Raw genomic sequence first — 19,313 nt, 5'->3', positions numbered from 1 at the left:
CGGTCGCTCAGACGTCGACCGTGACTTTCATGTACGGCGGAAAATCCGGACCCCGAGAGAGATCGTTTTCCAACACGGAGATAGTGCCCCGTTTCTCGATCTCGCGGAAGCCCGCAAATTTGTAGGTAACGTACATGGTTCGATTGCGGTCGGTCGGCACGAACTCGGCGCGCAACTTCACACCGGCCGCCTTGGCGCGCTGGAGGATGGCGTTGAGCAGCACCGTACCCACGCCGCGGGACATGACTCGACACGACATCAGCAAGAGCTTGAGCGTCCATACGTCGGACGTGCGCTCCACCAGGGCCAGGCCGATCTTACCGTAGGTGCCGTACTTGTCGTCGAGCGAAGCGACCAACAAGTCGTGGTCGGGGGACTTGCGGAACGCGTCCAGCTCTTCGTACGAATACGTGTAACCCGTGGCGTTGAGCTGGTTCGTGCGAACCGTCAGCTCTTCGGCGCGCTTCAGATCTTCCTCGCGGGCGGCCGAAATATCGAACACCATCTCGAGCGACGCTAAGAACGCTTCGGGGCTTCCCTCGTGCGAATCCTCCACGTTCTTCCGCTCGATGTCCGCCAGGTACATCTTGCGGCGCACCTTGGAGTCTTCGGTGATGAAGCGCGGATTCATCGCGGGCAAGCTGGCGATGCCCGCGGCATCGGCCGCGTCGATGCAGCGCACCACGGCGTGTTCGAAGGCGACTTCGTCGCGCTCGAAGGGCTGATCGTCGACGAATGCGATGGTGTCCAAGCCGATGTTGATGGACTTGGCGATGGCCGCCACGGACGCCGACTTGTTGCCCCAGTTGATCTGCGGGTACAGGAAGTACTCGTCGAGCCCGAACTCCTTCAACTTGGCCATCGCCGCGGCGTGGTCGTTCCGGCTGGCAATCGAATGCAAAATACCGCGCTCGTCGAGCGTGCGAATGACATCCGCCACGTCTTGGCGCAACGTCACCTTCGAGTCCTCGAGCAGAACGCCTTCCCAGAGCGTGTTGTCGAGGTCCCACACGACGCACTTGATGCTGCTGCTCTTTTTCTCTGCCGCCTTCTTCTCTTCGGGCCGCGGCCGCTCCTTCACCGCATCCACGATCTGCTCACTCACGATCTGCGTCGTCATGATGGTCTCCGTGAAAACTAAGCAGCGTTCGCGCGGGTCAGTTTGCGCGTGACGAAGGCATCCAGGGCGCGAATCGAGCGGAAGTTGTCCAGCTCGAGGTCCTCGTTCTCCACCTCGACGCCGAACTCGTGCTCGACGTACGTGACCAGCTGCATGGCGAACATGGAGCTGACGAAACCGAGGGTGAAGATGTCTTCGTCCTCGCGAAGCTCGTGGCCGGGGAAGAATCGAACGAGGTACGTGGCAATTTTGGATTTGTTGTCTTGCGTGGTCATGATGGTTCCCGTTTGGTTCATTCGTAAGAGAAAAAGCCCCGGCCGCTCTTTCGCCCGTGGAGCCCCGCATCGACCATCTTCTTGAGAAGAGGGCACGGACGGTATTTGCTATCGTTGTAGCTCTCGTAGAGGACTTCGATGGAGTAAAGAATGGTATCGAGTCCAATGAGATCCGCCGTCTCCAGCGGGCCCATTCGGTGCTCGAAGCACGTCTTGAAGATGCGGTCGACGTCCGCGGGGGCGGCCACCTTGTCCTGCACCAGGAAGGCGGCTTCGTTGATGGTGAGCATCAGCACGCGGTTGGAGACGAAGCCGGGCATGTCCTCGACGACCACGCACTGCTTGTTGATCTCGGCGAGGAAACGCTTGGCGGTATCGATGGTCTCGGGGGCGGTGTGGAAGCCGCGGATGACTTCGACCATCGGCTTCATCGGCACCGGGTTCATGAAGTGCATGCCCACGACTTGGGGCGCGCGCTTGGTGATGCCCCCCACCTTGGTGATGGAGATGGCCGAGGTGTTGACCGCGAACACCACGTCCGGGCGGCAGATGGTGTCGATACGCCCGTAGACTTCCTGTTTGATCGGCCACTTCTCGGTGACGTTCTCGACGACGAAGTCGACATCGGCGAGGCGCTCGTAGTCGGTCGTGTAGGAAATGCGCTCCATCGAGGCCTTGTGGTCGATGGTTTCCTTTTTGTTGAAGAGCGAAAAGGCCCGCAACCCATTGCGCACTTCCTTTTTCGCCTTGGCGAGCACGTCGTCCGAAATATCGACCAGGACGACATGATGCCCCGTTTGGGCCAGCGACTGCGCCACGCCGGCCCCCATGACTCCGGCGCCCACTACTCCGACTGATTTGAATTCCATGGCTTGCTTTTCTCTCGTTACGGTTACGCGCGAACGCCGTAGATGTTGTGAATGTTGGTTCCTTCGTACATTTCGTCGTGCTCGGTTTTGACCGAGAAACCATGCCGCCGGAGCAACGTTTCGATGGTGTGAACGCGGTCGTCGACGTCGTGCGCTTCGAGGACGACCTGGCGAATTTTCGACCAATCCGCGTCGTCGATGCCCTCGAGCACCTCGAGTTCGCACTTTTGCACGTCGACCTTGAGAAGATCGATTTTCTCCACGCCGTATTCGCGAATGACATCGCTCAGGCGGCGGAGTTTCGCGGTGAAGGGCACCGCTTCGAAGCGTGCATCGAGCAGTTCTTCGGTGTAATCGGCGACTTGGTCGACGACGTCGGCCATGCCGACCTGGCGCTGGTTGCGCATGATCGAGCGAAGGACGTGCTTTTCCTCGGCCACGTCCGGGTGAAAGGACGACATGCCGGCGCTGCGCGGATAAAAGGTGAATTGCGCTTCCGCGTTGCGATTGGAAATACCGCAGTTCACCAAGGTGGCGTTGATGCCATGCTCCGCCACGTTGCGGCTCAGAATCTCGAAGATCGGCGGCGCCGGGTCGAAGGCGAAGATGCGAATGTTGCCCTTCGTTTCCGTGTGGGCGAACAACGTGAAGAGGCCAATGTTCGACCCAACGTCGAAGACGCACGCGCCCGGCTCGATGGTGACGCCGTTCTTCGCGTAGGTTCGATGGTCGAAGATATCCGAATAGAAGTGGCGCGTTTCCGCCTCGTTCTGGTGGGTGACGTGCAGGCCGTTCGGCAGCTGGAGGCGCGGCTTGAGGGCACTCTTTCCGGGCTGCGACGGGGCGGGCTTGGTGGCCTTGGCGGGCTCGGAGCCCGACTTCAGCGCGTCGATGGCCTTGGCCATGTCCGCGAGGGTGGGCACCTCGTAGAGGCGGCGCAGCGAGATCTTGACGCTGAAGACGCGCGAGATGCGGAAGATGAGGCGCGTGGCGACGAGGGAGTTGCCGCCCAGGTCGAAGAAGCTGACGTCGCGGTCGAGGGTCTCGAGGTTGAGGGTCTTCTTCCAGATGGCTCCGAGTTTGTCCTCGGTGTCCGACGGCGCGGCCGCTTCGGGGCGGGGGCCCGTATCATTTGCGGCGAGTGCGGACTGGGGAACCTGGTCCCAATCGAGCGAGGCCGCGCCTTGCCAGAGACGGCTCACCGCTTTGTGGAGCACGGCCACGTCCGATTGCGGATCGTAGGAGTGCCGCATGGAGGCGATGACCACGGGCTTTTTGGCGCGCGTTTGAGCATGCTGCGTAACCATGCTGCTCAGCGTTTGGCCCGGGCCCGACTCGAGCAGAATGCGCTCGGCGCCATCGAGCAGCTGCGAAATGCCTTCGAAGAAGCGCACCGGCTGGCAAAGATGTCTCGCGAAGTACGAAGGATCCGTCGCCTCCGCCTCGGTGATGAAGGCGCCCGTGACGTTGGACACGTAGGGGATGCGCGGCGCCTTGAGCGTGTAGCCCTTGGCGAGCTGGGTGACCTGCTCCGCAATGGGCTCCATCATGCGCGAGTGGAAGGCGTGCGAGGATTTGACCCGGCGCGAGGCCACGCCGTCGGTGGCGAGCCGGCGCTCCAGTGCCTCGACCTCTTCGGGCGGGCCCGCCACGACGGAGAGCTCGGGCGCATTGATGGCGGAAAGCGAGAGGTGCGTGCCGAGAAGCGGGAGCACCTGAATCTCCGGCAGGGAGATGGCGAGCATGGCCCCCGGGGGCAGCGACTCGATGAGCGCGGCGCGGCGGGCGACGAGGGTGAGCGAATCCTGAAGGGAGAGCACGCCGGCCAGGCAGGCCGCCACGTATTCGCCGAGGCTGTAGCCAATCATGGCGTCGGGACGAAGGCCCCACGAGCGCCAGAGCGAGGCGAGCGCATACTCCACGACGAACAGCGCCGGCTGCGTGTAGCAGGTGCGATGGATGGGCGCGTTCTTCTCCTCGGCATTGGCGCTCTTGTCGCGGCCGAGCATCTTGCGAAGGTCGATGCCTTTGCTCGGAGCAGCGGGCGCGACGGGCGCGGGGCTCGATGCGCGATTCGGGTAGATGATGTCCCGAATGTCCACGCCCAGCTCGGGCTTCAACAACTCCGCACACAGGTCGACGTTCTTCTGGAAGATGGGCTGCGTGCGATACAGCTCGAGCCCCATGTCGAGGTAATGATCGCCCAGTCCGGGAAACATGAGGGCCACCGGCAGACGGGGCGTCGTTTCCGCAGCTGCGAGCGGGACCTGCGGGACCTGCGCCACCTGCGTAGAGGGCGCCGTCACAATCGAATTGGATAGGGTCATAACCAGATAGGTTCCTGCTCGCGTCGAGCGTCTATTCGGGAGAGCCGAGTTAAAATGTATTCGAACTTACTATTTACCGTCGGTTACCAACCACGCAACCCATATTCACGACTATTATTTTCCGCTTCTCTTTTATTTAGCTTTTATTCGGCGCAGAGAAGATGCACGTCGTCAGAAGGGATGACGGCGCGAAGGAGTTCTTGCGCCATGGCGGCAGGGTTCTCGATGGGGGCGGCGTGGCTGCCTTCGACGGTGCGGTGCTGGAAATCCGCCGTGGTGAGGGATGCCCAGACGTCCATGGCGCCTTTTTCGATGAGCGGATCGTCGGTGGCGGATATGGCCACGATGGGAATGTTCAGGGGGACGTGTTTGCGTCCGGTGAGCTCGCGTTTGTGATTGAGCGCGAGTTTCATGTCTGCACGAAGCGCAATGAAATATTCGGCAAATAGCTCGTCGTTACTAAGGAGATCGTCGGGAAGCGCTCCTTGGAATCGGCGGGCGATTTCACGAAGGGAGATATTCCCGTCCGCGTTCTCGTTCCAGGATTCGGTGACCTCGGCGAGCTCACGCACGCCAGCAGACATTTCCGTGGTGGGCGGGACGGCGGTGGCCACCACGAAGGCGAGCGGCGGGCGTCCGGGGAGGACTTCGAGCCGGCGAGCCACCTCCAGGGCGAGCCACGTTCCCTGCGAATACCCGTAGAGCAGAATGGGCGCATCGAAGTGTTCGGCGATGGCCGATGCGATGGCGTCGGCCAACCGGTCCATGTCGTGCATGGGCGCCTCGCTCTTGCGCCCCTCGCGGCCGGGCATCTGCGTGGCGAGGACTTCGAGATCCGCGGGGATATGGCGAATCAGCGGGAGGTGGCCCGAGGTGGCGCCGCCCATGCCGGAGAAGCAGAAGATGCGGGCACGGGGCTGCGAGGCGGGCTTGAGAACGCGCAGCCAGGGATTTTCCGCACCGGCGTCGCGAACGACCGCCGTCTCGGGCACGAGGCGCTCGAGAAGGTGCCGCGCGATGCCCGCGCAGCTGGCATGGCGGAAGATGATTTCCGTGGTCATCGGCAGATCGGTCAGCCGCGAAAGCTGGCCGCGGATGGTCACGGCGAGAAGCGAGTCCATGCCGAGCTGCTGCAGCGGTTGCTCCGGCGGCACGGCCTCCGGCGTGAGGGCCAGCACGACGGCCACCTCGTGGCGGAGGATCTGCGTGAGCCAGGCGAGGCGTTCGCCCTCGGGCATGGCGCGGAGGCGTTCGCGCAGGGCGGACGGCGTGGAAGATGCGCGGCCGGCCCGGCGCGGTTTCGCGCGCAAGAGCGATCGCAGCAGTGCGGGCGGCTCGCCCCCGCGGTCGAGGGCGCGCTGCAAGGTGCCGCGCTCCAATTTGACGGGGACGAGGGTCGCGAACGAGGGGAGCGAAAGCGCGGTGTCGAGGAGCGCGAGGCCTTCGTCCATCGAGAGGGCCGCAATGCCTTGGCGCTTGAGAAAGGCCAGATCGGCCTTGTTCAAGTGCGCGGACATGCCGCTCGTTCCTTGCTGCGCCCAGAGGCCCCAGGCCAGGCTGAGCGCCGGAAGGCCGAGCCCGCGGCGATGGGCCACGAGGGCGTCGAGGAAGACGTTCGCGGCGGCGTAGTTGCTCTGGCCCGCCGCGCCCATGACGCCCGAGGCCGAGGAGAAGAGCACGAAGGCGTCGAGCTCGAGACCGAGCGTGAGCTCGTGCAGGTGCAGCGCGCCCAAGGCCTTCGGGGCCATGACGGCCTCGAGGCGGGCGCGCGTCTGGTTGGCCAGAAGGCCGTCGTCGAGGACGCCGGCGAGGTGGAAGATCGCACTGCACGGGTGCTCGGGGTCGATGCCCTCGAGCAGTGCCTTCACGTCGTCGCGGCGGCCGATGTCGCACGCGACGATGTGAACCGCCTCGGCGCCGAGCGCGCGCAGCTCCTCGAGAAGGGCCGGCGCGCCCTGGGCCTCGGGACCGCGGCGCGAGGTCAGCACGAGATGGCGCACGCCGTGGGCGCGCACGAGGTGCCGCGCGATGGAGGCGCCGAGGTCACCGGTGCCACCGGTCACGAGCACGGTGCCGGCGCGGCGAAGGGCCGGCGCGGTCTTCGCGGTCTCCGCGGCGCGCACCAGGCGCGGCACGTAGGTCGTACCGCGGCGAACGACGAGCTCCGGTTCGCCGGCGGTGAGCAGCGCGCGGGCGGCGTCCGCCGCGCCTCCGTCGTCGAGATCGACCAAGCGCAGGTTGCGCTCGGGGTGCTCGGCGCGTGCGGTGCGGAGCAGGCCCCAGAGGGGAGCCTGGGCCAGATTTTCCACCGCGTCGTGCGCGGCCGTTCGGGTCATCCACGCGATCGGGGTGGTGGCGAGCGCCGGCGCCGCCAAGAGCCGCTGGATCAGCGCCAATCCGTCAGCGGCCACGTCCATGGGATCGCCCGAGGCGGCGGTCGCGTCGACGAGGAGCCGCTCCGGGGCCGCCGTCAGACCGGCGAGCCACGCATCGACGTCGCCCATCGCGACCACCGTCGGTGCCGGCGCAACGGTGCGCGCGGGTCGAACGGGAACGAGCTCCGTCGCGTACAGGTGCTCGACGGCGCGCGCAGGCGCCTTCGTGGCATGCCGGTGCGCGAGGCGAACCTCGCCCACGCGCGCCACGGGGCCGCCGTTGGGATCGCACAGCCAGAGGCGAAGCCGCGGTTCCTCCGGGGCGGCCACCGTGAGGTGCTCGGCCCGAACGTGAAGCTCGGTCGCCCCGGTCGCGTACAGTTCGACGTCGCGCCATGCGGTGGGCATGAGCCCCTCGCCGGCGAACGCCCGCACGGCGGCGTCGAGCAGCGACGGGTGCAGTTCGTACGACGCGGCGCTCGCCTTCTTCGACTCGGTGAGACCTGCGGTGCGGAAGCCTGCGCGATCGCGCTGCCAAAGCACCGCGAGCTCGGCCTCGCCGTCGTCGGACTCGGCGCCCTCGTCTGCAAGGACGCCCGTCGCGTGCCGCGTCCATGCCTGCGGATCCGCGGCTTCGTCGCGCTGGCTGTAGATGCTGACCACGCGGCGCCCGCGCGCATCGGCGCTGCCCACGACGATCTGCAGCCGTGCGGAGCGGGCCACCACGAGCGGCTCGCCCGAGGTCAGCTCCGTCACACGACTCGTCGAAGCACCGCCGAGGTACGCCGCGGTGGAAGGCCGAAGGCCCGCAACCTCGCGGCAGGCGGCCAGCGCGAGCTCGACCAACACCGAGCCCGAGAGGACCAGGCTGTCGCCGGTCGCGTATTCGCGCAGCCACGGATGCTCCGAAAGCGACAGGCGACCCATCAGCAGATGGCTCGCGCCGTCCGCCGTCGTCGTCACGGTCTCGATCCACGGATGCTCGGTGGAACCGGCGGCGCGCTGCGACTTCTTGCCCTCGCGCCAGTAGCGTTGCCGCTGGAAGGCATACGTCGGCAGCTCCGCCACGCGCGCTCCGATGCCCGAGAAGACGCGCGTCCAGTCGACCGGATGACCCTTGGTGTGAAGCACACCGAGGGTGCGGAGCATCTGCACCAGACCGCCATGGTCGCGCTCCAAGGTGTCCACGATGACGGCACCCGCATCCAAGGTCGCGTTGGTGATGGGCAGCGCGAGGACGGGGTGCGGGCTCACCTCGACGAAGACCTGGAAGCCATCCGCCACCAGCCGGTCCACGGCGCGATCGAGGCGCACGGTTTCGCGCAGGTTGCGGCAGAAGTACTCGATGGTCAGCGCCTCACCCGGCAGAACGCCGCCGGTCACCGTCGAGTAGAACGGCACGTCGGTCGCTTTGGGCGCGAGATCCGAGAGCTCCGCGCGCAGGCGGGGAAGCAGCACGTCCATGTACGCGCTGTGAAACGCGTAGTCGGAGTTCAGATCGCCGCAGATGACGTCGCGGTCGTCGAGATCCCCGAGCAGCTCCTGCAGTGCTTCGCCGTCGCCGGACACGACGGTCGACCCCGCGTTGTTCACGGCAGCGATGGAGAGAAGATCGCCGTAGGACTCGAGAAGCGGCGCCACCTCGGCGACGGGCAGCTCCACGACGGCCATTTCACCGCGCTCGGCGTCGGACCATAGCGCCTGACTGCGCACCGCAATGAGGCGTGCCCCCTGCTCGAGGGTGAGCGCGCCCGAGACGACGGCGGCGGCCACCTCGCCCTGGCTGTGGCCCACGACGGCCGCCGGCTCGATGCCCATCGCACGCCACGCGGCGGCGAGGGAGACGTACATCGAAAACAGGGCCGGCTGCTGAACGTCGACCCGATCGAGGGGCGGCACTCCCTCGACGGCCTCGCCGCGCACGACGGAGAGCACGGACCAACCCGTCCACGGACGCAGGGCTTCGTCGCACGCGGTGAGCGCCTCGGCGAAGGCCGGGGACTCGTCGAGCAGCGTCTTGCCCATGGCCGGCCAGTGCGTTCCCTGGCCGGGGAACACGAAGACGACCTTGCCGAGGCTTTCGGCCTTGCCGCGCGTGAGCGATCGCTCGGGGCGATCCTCGGCCAACGCGGTCAGCCCATCGAGCGCCTCGTCCACCGAGCTCGCCACCACGGAGGCGCGCCACTCGAAGTGCGCGCGATGCTCCGCCGCGGTGTACGCGATGTCGCGCATCGACGCACCCGGGTGCTGGCGAAGCCACTCGGCCCACCGCCCCGCCTGCGCCCGCAGCGCCGTCTCATTGCGACCGGAGAGAACGATGGGAAAACTCCCCGCCGCGGCATCCGCCAAAGCAGGCTTCGGAGCCTCTTCCAGCACCACGTGGGCGTTGGTGCCGCCCATGCCGAAGGAGCTCACGCTGGCGCGGCGCGGCTTTTCGGAAGCTTCCCACGGGCGTAATGCCGTATTGACGTAAAAGGTATTCGGGTCCAACCCCAATTCGGGATTCGGCCGCTCGTAATGCAATGTCGGGACGAGCTCGCGGTGGTGCAAGCAGAGCACCGCCTTGATGAGCCCCGCCACACCCGCCGTCGCATCGACGTGGCCGATGTTCGTCTTCACCGAGCCCAGGGCGCATGGCTCCGCGCGTTCGGCCCGGCCGAACACCTGCTGCAGGGCCTGCACCTCGATGGGATCGCCCAAGGTGGTCGCCGTGCCGTGCGTCTCGACGAACCCGATGTCCTCGGGCCCGACGCCGGCCGTCGCCAGGGCGGAAGCAATCACGCGCGATTGGCCTTCCACGCTGGGGGCCGTGAATCCAACCTTGTTCGAGCCGTCGTTGTTGATCGCGCTACCGCGAATTACCGCGTAAATGCGCTCTCCGTCGCGCACGGCGTCTTCGAGCCGGCGCAGCACCACCACGCCGACGCCGTTGCCGAAGACGGTGCCCGCGGCCTTGGCGTCGAACGCGCGGCACTTGCCATCGGGCGACACGACCAGGCCGTCTTGGTAGACGTATCCGCGCGTGAGCGGAATCGAGAGCGACGACGCCCCGGCGAGCGCGGCATCGCATTCACCGCGCAACAGGCTCTCACGTGCCAGGTGCAGGGCGACCAAGCCCGTGGAGCACGCGGTTTGAACGGTGAGCGCAGGGCCGCGCAAATTCAACTTGTGCGCAACGCGCGTGACCATGTAGTCGTCTTTGGTCGAGGTCATCGTGCGGTAGAACGCGGCCACGTCCTCGGGGGCCTCGGGCTCGTAGCCGCCGTAGCCGCCGCCGCCGAAGACCGCGATCTTGCCGTCGAAACGCTCCGGGACGATGCCCGAGTGCTCCAGTGCCTCCCAGGAGCACTCGAGAAAGAGCCTTTGCTGCGGGTCGAGAACCTCGGCCTCCATGCGCGAGTAGCCGAAGAAGTCCGCGTCGAAGAGATCTGCATCGGCGAGGAAGCCCTTCGCGCGCACGTAGTTCGGATCGGCCAGCTCCTCGTCGGTGACCCCGGCTTGCCGCAACTCTTCGTCCGTGAAGCGAACGATGGACTCGACGCCGTTTCGCAGATTGTTCCAGAAGGTGTCGAGGTTCGGCGCCCCCGGGAAGCGGCCGGAGAGGCCCACGATGGCGATGGCGCCCGAGCCGTGCGTACCGGTGACGCGGTTCTCCTCGACGAGCGGCGCGCCGGTCTCGCCTTGGAGGAAGCCGGTCAGCTTGCGCACCGTCGGGTAGCGGAACATCGTGGTGAGCGGGAACTCGCGCCCCAGGGCCTTGCAGATGATCTGGTGCGCGGAGAGGGCGGTCATCGAGGTGCCGCCAATCTCGAAGAAGCCGCGATCGCGGTCGATGGTCGCCACGCCGAGGACCTGGGCCCACGCGTCGTGCACCAAGCGCTCCGTGGTGTCGCCCGCCGCGGAGGCCGCGACGGCGACCGGGCGCGCAAGCTCGGGTGCGGCCAAGCGAAGGAGCGCGTTGCGGTCGACCTTCTTGTTCGGCGTGTGCGGCAGCTCGTCCATACGCACGAACTGCGAGGGCACCATGTAGACCGGGAGGCGCTTGCCGAGGTGCACCGTGAGCTCACGCTCCGCGGTGGCCGCATCGCGACCCTGGGCGAGAACCCAGTAGAGGCAGAGGCGCGGATCGTCCTCGCGATCGCGCCGCACGACCGCCGCGCACTCGAGCACCGAGGCATGCTCGCTGGCCACGGACTCGATTTCCCCGAGCTCGATACGGTGACCGCGCAGTTTGATCTGCGCATCGGCGCGCCCGCAGAACTCCATGCTGCCGTCGGCGCGGTAGCGAACGGTGTCGCCGGTGCGGTACATCCTCCCCTGCATCCCCTGCTTCAGCAACGGGTCGGGCACGAAGCGCTCGCGCGTGAGCTCGTCGCGACCCAAGTAGCCGCGTGCCACACCGAGTCCGCCGATCCAGAGCTCGCCGAGGCTGCCCTTGGGGACGCGCTGCCCGTGGCGATCGAGCACGTAGAACGTCGTGTTCAGCACGGGCTCGCCCAAGGAGATGGCTTCGTCGCGCACCTCCCAGGTCGACGACCAAACGCAGGTCTCGGTCGGGCCGTACATGTTGATCACGCTGCCGTGGGTGCATGCGCGCAGCAGCTTCTTCGCGAGACCGCGATCGAGCGCCTCGCCACCGACGAGCATGCGCTCGAGCCCCTGGAGCAAGGTGCGGCCGGCCGCATCGGCCAAGAGCAGGCGCGCCATCGAGGGGGTGCACTGCAGGTGCGTCGGGGCGAACCGGCCGTAGCTGGAGAGCTCGGCCACGCCCCCCTCGGCCACGACGACGCGGTAGCCACGGGTCAAGGTCCAGAGCAGCTCGAGGCCCGAAATGTCGAACGAGATGCTCGTCACGGCCAGCCAGGTTTTGCCAGCGCCCTTTGCCCCGACGCGGGCGTCCATGGCGCGGCAGAAGTTGGCGAATTGGCCGTGCTCGAGCATGACGCCCTTCGGCTTGCCGGTGGAGCCCGACGTGTAGAGCACATAGGCGAGCCGCGAGGCCGCGAGGGGCTCCGCGATGGTGACCGGCGTCGAAGCCTCCTCGCGATCGACCCGCACCACGCGCACGCCGTCGTAGACGACGCTGTCGGCCAGGGCCTCGCTGGAGACGACGACCCGAAGGCCGCTGTCCTCGATCATGTGATCGATGCGCGCCTTGGGAAACCCAGGGTCGAGCGGCACGTAGGCGCCACCGGCCATCCAGGTCGCGAGCATCGCCACCGACAGATCGATGGACCGCGGCAGATAGAGCCCCACGAGCCCCTCGGCGCCGACACCGGCCCCGCGGAGGCGCTGAGCAAGCTCGCCCGCGCGCTCGGCCATCTGAGCGTAGGTGAGCTCCCGATCCTTGGAGGCAAGCGCGATGGCATCCGGGGTGCGACGCACCTGCTCGAGCACGAGGTCCAAGGTGGAGACGAAGGGGCTGCCCTCGTCGAGCGAGCCCGTGTGCGCGTCGAGCCAGGCCCGCTCGTCGTCGCCGAGCAACGCGAGCTCGCTGACCTTGCGCGAGGGATCCTCGGCGATGGATGCGAGCAGCGCCTCGAGGTTCTTGGCCATGCGCTCCGCCGAAGGGCGATCGAGGACGCTGGGGAGGAACTCGAGCTCACCGCGCAGGCCCGCGGCGGTCGGGGTCAGAATGAGACCGAGCTCGAACTTGGAGACACCGCGAACGTTGCCGACGATGCTGTCGTACGGGAGCGTGTGCCAGGTTTGCTCGGCGCGCGTGGGCAGCGGCAGGCTCTCGTAGATGAAGGCCGCGCGGAACAGCGGATTCTCGTCGCCGATGCGCTCACCGTCGAAGCCGCGAACGGCCTCGGTGAGCGGCACGTGTTGGTGCTCGAGCAGGCCGCGCACGCGCGGCTTCATCGTGGCGAGCAACTCCTCGAAGGTGGGGTCGTTCTCGACGGTGCAGCGCAGGACCAAGGTGTTCGAGATGAACCCCGCCGTCCCATCGACGCCGCCCATCTGCCGATTCGCGAGCACGGTGCCGAGGCCGAAGTCCTCCTGGCCCGTGTAACGCGCGAGCAGCACGCCGAACGCGCTCGAGAGCAACGTGAACGGCGTGACCGAGGCGCGCGCCGCCACGGCTTCGAGCGAAGAACGCAGCGCCATGGGCACGGTGAAGTACACGGCGTCACCGCCGCTCGTGTTCGTGCCTTCTGGGGCGGGAGGAAACTCGAGGCGGCGCATGCCGGCGAGCTCCCCTTTGAAGTACTGCAGGGCGCCGTCGAAGTGGCCGTCTTCGAGGGACCGGCGCTCCCATCGGGCGTAGTCGCCGAGGTGGTGTTCGACGGCGGCCTTCGAGGGCTCACCGCCCGCGGCGATGGCTTGGTACGCGTCGAAGAGCTCTTCGAGCAGCAGCGCGACGGACCAACCATCGGTGATGGTGTGGTGCATCGTCACGCAAAGGACCTGCTCCTCGGGCGCGAGGGTGATGAGGCGGCAGCGGAAGAGGCGCCCGTCGCTCAAGTCGAACGGCGTCGTCTCTTCGTCGCGCAGCACGCGCAGGAGCGCGTCGGGTCGCTCGAGGTCCGAGGCACCGGTGAGATCGTCCACGGTGAGCGGGCGCGCGGGGCGGTCATCGACGAGCTGCCAGAGATCGCCGTCGCGCATCTCGAAGCGGGTGCGCAGAGCCTCGTGGCGCGCCACGAGCCATTGGGCGGCCCGCTCGAGGAACGCGGGGTTCAGATCCGCTTCGACGCGGAGGCGCACGGCCATGTGGTACTGCGCGCTGCCGGGTTGGAGCTGCTCGAGGAACCAGAGACGGCGCTGGCCTTCGCTGGCCGGGTGACGATCCCGCGCTTCGGCGCGCTCCACGGCGGGCCACGCAGCGGTGGTCGTCACGGCGCCCGAGACGAGACCGGCGAGCAGGTGCGCGGCGATGGCGTCGGGGGTCGGATGATCGAACGCGAGGCTCGCCGGCAGGGTGATCTGCGTGGCCTTGGAGAGGCGGTTGCGCAGGTCCACGGCCATGAGCGAATCGAGCCCCAGCTCCTGCAGCTGCTTGCTCGAGGCCACGGGCGAGGCTGCGCCGAGAACGGCGGTGACCTCACGCTGAACGAGCTCGGTCAACGCGGCAAGCCGCTCGGCCTCGGGCAGCGAGGCCAGGCGATCGCGGAGCTGCGAGGCGGGTTGCGCACTCGCCTGCGCCTTGGCGACGCCGAACGAAGAGGCGCGGATGAGCGCACGTAGAAGCGCGGGCACGGCGAGGTGCGCTTCATCGAGACTGCGGCGCAGCTGCGCGAGGTCGAGCTTCACCGGCACGAGCGCGGCCTCGGACCGACCGAGCGCCACATCGAACAGGTGCAGGCCTTCGGCAACCGACAGCGGCTGGGTGCCTTGCCGGCGCAAACGCAGCAGATCGGCCTGGCCAAGGTGCGAGGTCATGCCGGCTCCGGACGGCTCCCAGAGGCCCCACGCCAAACTGGTGGCCGCGAGGCCCTTCGCACGGCGGTGCGCGGCAAGGGCATCGAGGAAGGCGTTCGCGGCCGCGTAGTTGCTCTGGCCTGCCGCGCCGAAGGTGGCGGCGGCCGACGAGAAGAGCACGAACGCGCGAAGGTCGAGCCCTGCGGTGAGCTCGTGCAGGTGCACGGCGCCGTCGATTTTCGGGGACAGGACCCGGGCGAAGCGTTCGGCATTTTGACCCGGCAACGCGGCGTCGTCGACCACGCCGGCCAAGTGCACGACGGCGGTCCACGGGTGCTCGGGGTTCGCGAGCAATGCGGCAACCTGATCGCGCTGCCCCACGTCGCAGGCTGCGATGCGCACGGTGTCCGCACCGGCGGACGTCAATCCGTGCACGAGCGCCTTGGCGCCCGGAGCATCCATGCCCCGGCGCGACGTGAGAACGAGGTGGCGCACACCGTGAGCACGAACGAGGTGCTGCGCGAGCGCCTGTCCGAGCTCCCCCGTACCGCCCGTGATCAACACGGCACCGCCCGGCGCGAACTCGGGACGCGCCTCGACGGCGGACTGCACGCGCACGAGGCGGGCCGCCAGGATATGACCATCGCGCAGCGCGAGATCCGTTTCACCGGGGGTGGCAACGGCGCGGGCGAGCAACGCATCGGAGCTTTCCGCGTCGATGTCGAGGAGACGGATCGCACGCTCTGGGTGTTCGCTTCGCACGGACCGAACGAAGCCGCGTACCGCCGCGTGCTCCAAGCCACGCGTCACCCAAAGAAGCTCCGCGGACGCGAGGCGAGGTTCGGAGAGAAGCCGCTGCGCGGACGCGAGCGCCTCCAGCACCGCACGCTGCGCGGCCTGCGCGAGGCCCTCGCCCGGCATCGCCGTCCGGGTGTCGAGGATCACGCGCTGGAACGAGAAGGACTCCCCCACCTCGGAGACGGCCGGGACGCCGAGCGCGCGCGCCAGCGATCCGTCGCCGCCGAGCACCACGGTGCCCTCGAGCGACGGGGAAACCTCGGCGGCCGCGATCGGCTGCAACTCGACGTGGTACAGATGGTCCGCGCGCGAGCGTGAAAGGGACTGCAGCTGCTCGAGCCGGGCACGCTGCAGGACCAACGCTCCGACGCGCAGCACGGGCTGGCCCACGCCATCGGCGACCCACAGCTTGGCGCGCCCATTCCCATCGACTTCGGCGCGAACGCGAAGCTCCGTGGCCCCCGCCGCGAACAGCTCCACCTCGTTCCACGAGAAGGGCAACCACACCGTTCCGGGCTCCGTCCCCGCCTCGAGCGCACCACCCAGGGTGTGCAGCGCGGCGTCCAGCAGCGCGGGATGGATCGCGTACGCTGCGGCGTGCGGCTTGGCCGCCTCGGGCAGCACCACGCGGCCGTAGGCGACGTTGTCGCGACGACGAAGCTCGGTGAGGCCTTGAAACGTGGGGCCGTAGTGGAGCCCCTGCTCGTGCAGGCGCGCGTAGAAGCCATCGAGCTCCGCGCGCTCGGTGCCGGCAAGGTTCCACGCCGCGAGTTCGGCGAAGGCTTCATCACGCGCGGGCGTCGCGTTGGCCCGCGCGGGGCGGAGCTGGCCGGTGGCATGGCGATTCCACGTGCCGCCCGACTCGGGCTCCTGGCTGTAGATCGCGATCGCGCGCAGGCCATCCGCATCGGGACCCGAGACGGCGACTTGCAGACGAACATCGCGGCCCTGCGCGATAACGAGCGGCTCGGAAATGGTGAGCTCGGCGACACCGTGGGCCCCCACGGCCTGGGCCGCAACCTGCGCGAGCTCGAGGAGCCCCGTACCCGGGAGAAGCACGGTGCCGAAGATGGCGTGGTCGCCGAGCCAGCCATGATCGCGCGACGAAAGGAGCCCGGTGAGCAAGTGCCCCTCGCCCTCGGCCAGGGTCGTGGCGGCGCCGAGCCACGGGTGCTCGCGCGACTCGAGCCCGACGGAGCGCACATCGCTGCGAGCCTTCGTGGGCTCGTGCCAATAGCGCTGTCCTTGGAAGGCGTACGTCGGTGCGTCGACGCACCCCGCACCGGTGCCGTCGAATACGCTGGACCATGCGAGGGCACGGCCGCCCACGTGCAAGGCTCCCAGCGCTGCGCCGAGATCGCGCACGTCGTCCTCGCCGCGCAGGCTGGAGACCAAGAGGCGATGCCCGTCGTCGGGAATGCAGCCGGCGGTCATGGCGGTGAGGACGCCCGACGGTCCGCATTCGAGGTACACTGTGGTGCCACGCGCTTGCAGCGTTTGCACGGTATCGACGAACCGCACGGCGGCGCGCACCTGCTCGACCCAGTACGCGGCCGAGCGAATGCCCTGCCCGTCCGGGAGATCGCTTCCCATCCACGTGCCCGTGAGGCTGCTCACCAGCGGAATCTTCGGCGCACCGAAGGTGCAAGTCTGGGCCACCTCGGAGAACGCTGCCAGCATGCCGTCCATGTGCGGGCTGTGGAACGCATGCGAAACGCGCAGGCGCTTCGTCTTGCGGCCTTCGGCCGTGAAGTGCTCCATCACGCGCAGAACGGCCGCTTCGTCGCCGCTGATCACGGTTTGCTTGGGGCCGTTCAGGCCGGCGATCGCGACGCGGCCGGGAGCGCCCTTCATCGCGGAGAGGACCTCCGCTTCGTTCGCCGCGATGGAGGCCATGGCGCCGCCTTTCTCGCAGGCCTGCATCAGGCGTCCGCGGGCGCACACGAGTTTCGCGGCGTCGGCGAGTGAGAGGACGTCGGCGACGTAGGCGGCGGTCAGCTCGCCGATGGAGTGGCCGGCCACGGCGTTCGGTGCGATGCCCCACGCTTGCCATTGGCGAAAGAGGGCGACCTCCAGGGCGAACAGCGCCGGCTGCGTGTACTGCGTCTCGTGGAGCAGCTCGGAGTCGCGTTCGAAGAGGACGGAGCGCAGCGGGCGGTCGAGGTGCGCGTCCAATGCGGCGCAGACTTCGTCGAAGGCTTGCGTGAAGGCGGGGAAGGCGCCGTGGAGACGGAGGCCCATTTCCGCACGCTGGCTGCCTTGGCCGGTGAAGAGAACCGCGACCTTGCCCTCCGCCGCGCGGGTGCCGGTGGTGACGGCGCGGTGGGGCTGCCCCTCGGCCAGCGCGGTGAGCGCCTCGATGGCCTCGGCGCGACCGCCGGCCGCGATCGCCGCGCGCACCTCGAAGTGCGAGCGATGAACCGCCGCGGTGTACGCGAGATCGCGCAGCGAGGTGCGCGCATCGCGGAGCCATTCGGCCCAGCGACGGGCCTGCGCGGCGAGGGAGCCTTCGTCGCGCGCGGAGATCACGAGGGGGTAGCACCCCCTCCCCGGCCCTCCCCCGGGGGGGGAGGGAGCCCTTGTGAGATCTCCAAGGCCTTCTCCCCCTTCCGGGAACGGAACTCCAGGGCTCCCTCCACCTTGCGGGAACGGAACTCCAGGGCTCTCTCCACCTTGTGGCAACGAAACGCCAGGGCTCCCTCCACCTTGTGCGAACGGAACGCCAGGGCTCCCTCCCCCACGGAGGTCCGCGGCTTGCCGCGGCCGACTTTCAACGCAGAGGGAGGGTTGGGGTGGGGGGGCCTCTTCCAAGATGACGTGCGCGTTGGTGCCGCTCAGGCCGAAGGACGAGACGCCGGCGCGGCGCACGCGCCCGTTGCGGGGCCATGCGCGCTCCTCTTGCAGCAAGGAGAGGCCGCTGCTCTCCCATGCGACGTGCGGGCTCGGGTCCTCGGAGTGGAGCGACTTCGGGAGGCGCTCGTGCTGGAGCGCGAGCACCATCTTGATGATGCCCGCCACGCCCGCGGCGGCTTGCGTGTGACCGAGGTTCGACTTCGAGGAGCCCAGGTAGAGCGGCCGCGCGGAATCGCGTCCTTCGCCGAACACCTCCGCGAGAGCACCCGCCTCGATCGGATCGCCCAGCTTGGTGCCCGTCCCGTGGGCCTCCACGGCATCGATGTCCGCGGGGGCGAGACGGCCCGCCGTGAGCGCATCGCGAATGACCCGCTGCTGTGCGGGGCCGTTGGGGGCGGTAAGGCCCTGGCTCCGTCCATCCTGATTCACCGCGGAGGCGCGGATCACACCGAGCACCTGGTCCCCGTCGCGCTGGGCCGCGGACAGCTTCTTCAGCACCAGAATGCCGCATCCCTCCGACCAACCCGCCCCGCTGGCCTTCGCGGAGAAGCTTTTGCAACGCCCATCGGGCGACGACGCCTTCAAACGGCTGTACTCGACGAACTGCCCCGGGCCGCTGATTACCGTCACGCCGCCGGCGAGCGCGAGATCGCACTCACCCTGGCGAAGCGCACCGCACGCCAAGTGGAGCGCCACCAACGACGACGAGCACGCCGTGTCGACGGTCACCGCCGGGCCATGCAGCCCCAAGACGTAGGCAACGCGCCCGGAGATGATGCTGCTCGCGTTGCCCGTTCCCTGGTAACCGTCGAGCGCCTCCAAGTCACTGCGATGCTCGAATCCATAGTCCGAGGACATCGCGCCGATGTACACGCCGGTGTTGCTCTCGCGGAGCGACTCGGGGGCGATGCCCGCGCGCTCCAGCGCCTCCCACGAGGCCTCCAGCACGAGGCGCTGCTGCGGATCCATCGACTGCGCCTCGCGCGCCGAGATACCGAAGAACGCCGCGTCGAACCGCTCGATGTCGCGCAAGAAGCCGCCCTCGCGGGTGTACGACTTGCCGATGGCCTCGGGATCCGGATCGTAGACCTCGAGTCCGTCCCACCGCGGGGGAAAGCCGACGATGGCATCTTGGCCCTGGGCGAGAAGCTCCCAGTATTGCGCCGGCGTCTCGATGCCTCCGGGAAGACGGCAGGCCATGGCCACGATGGCGATGGGCTCGGAGCGCTGGTGCTCGAGTTCTTCGTTGCGCCGCTGGAGCTGGAGAACCGCGGCCATGGCGCGCCGCAACCGGGCTTCGTTCGTATCCGTCGTCGTCGTCATCGATTTCT

5 protein-coding genes are annotated in these 19,313 nt (G+C 67.9%); all 5 read right to left on the bottom strand.

Going from position 1 to position 19,313, the window contains the following annotated elements; genetic code table 11:
* Positions 1-7: 7 nt before the first annotated feature.
* The 5 genes from LVJ94_06570 to LVJ94_06550 all read right to left on the bottom strand — a co-directional run bounded on the left by LVJ94_06570 (position 8) and on the right by LVJ94_06550 (position 19,305).
* On the bottom strand, positions 8-1,120 hold the full coding sequence (locus tag LVJ94_06570) for an HAD-IIIC family phosphatase (protein WXB06898.1): 1,113 nt from the start codon (positions 1,118-1,120) through the stop codon (positions 8-10).
* Between the two features lie 17 nt (positions 1,121-1,137).
* Positions 1,138-1,395, bottom strand: coding sequence for an acyl carrier protein (locus tag LVJ94_06565; protein WXB06897.1), 258 nt, complete (start codon positions 1,393-1,395; stop codon positions 1,138-1,140).
* A 17-nt stretch (positions 1,396-1,412) separates the two neighbouring features.
* Positions 1,413-2,264 carry a 3-hydroxyacyl-CoA dehydrogenase NAD-binding domain-containing protein gene (locus LVJ94_06560; protein WXB06896.1) on the bottom strand — a complete coding sequence of 284 codons (852 nt, stop codon included), beginning with the start codon at positions 2,262-2,264 and terminating at the stop codon, positions 1,413-1,415.
* 23 nt (positions 2,265-2,287) lie between these two features.
* Positions 2,288-4,591 (bottom strand): FkbM family methyltransferase, encoded by a 2,304-nt coding sequence (locus LVJ94_06555; protein ID WXB06895.1) that lies wholly within the window; start codon positions 4,589-4,591, stop codon positions 2,288-2,290.
* Between the two features lie 143 nt (positions 4,592-4,734).
* Positions 4,735-19,305: an amino acid adenylation domain-containing protein gene (locus LVJ94_06550; GenBank protein ID WXB06894.1), complete on the bottom strand. Its 14,571-nt coding sequence runs from the start codon at positions 19,303-19,305 to the stop codon at positions 4,735-4,737.
* Between the last annotated feature and the right edge of the window lie 8 nt (positions 19,306-19,313).

Source organism: Sorangiineae bacterium MSr11367 (assembly GCA_037157805.1).
GTDB lineage: Bacteria > Myxococcota_A > Polyangia > Polyangiales > Polyangiaceae > Pendulispora > Pendulispora rubella.
This window is presented reverse-complemented; position numbering and strand designations above follow the sequence as displayed.

What these genes read in the sequence shown, in the direction of transcription:
- LVJ94_06570 (WXB06898.1), bottom strand. Translation starts at nt 1,120, where the DNA reads ATGACGACGCAGATCGTGAGTGAGCAGATCGTGGATGCGGTGAAGGAG.
- LVJ94_06565 (WXB06897.1), bottom strand. Translation starts at nt 1,395, where the DNA reads ATGACCACGCAAGACAACAAATCCAAAATTGCCACGTACCTCGTTCGA.
- LVJ94_06560 (WXB06896.1), bottom strand. Translation starts at nt 2,264, where the DNA reads ATGGAATTCAAATCAGTCGGAGTAGTGGGCGCCGGAGTCATGGGGGCC.
- LVJ94_06555 (WXB06895.1), bottom strand. Translation starts at nt 4,591, where the DNA reads ATGACCCTATCCAATTCGATTGTGACGGCGCCCTCTACGCAGGTGGCG.
- LVJ94_06550 (WXB06894.1), bottom strand. Translation starts at nt 19,305, where the DNA reads ATGACGACGACGACGGATACGAACGAAGCCCGGTTGCGGCGCGCCATG.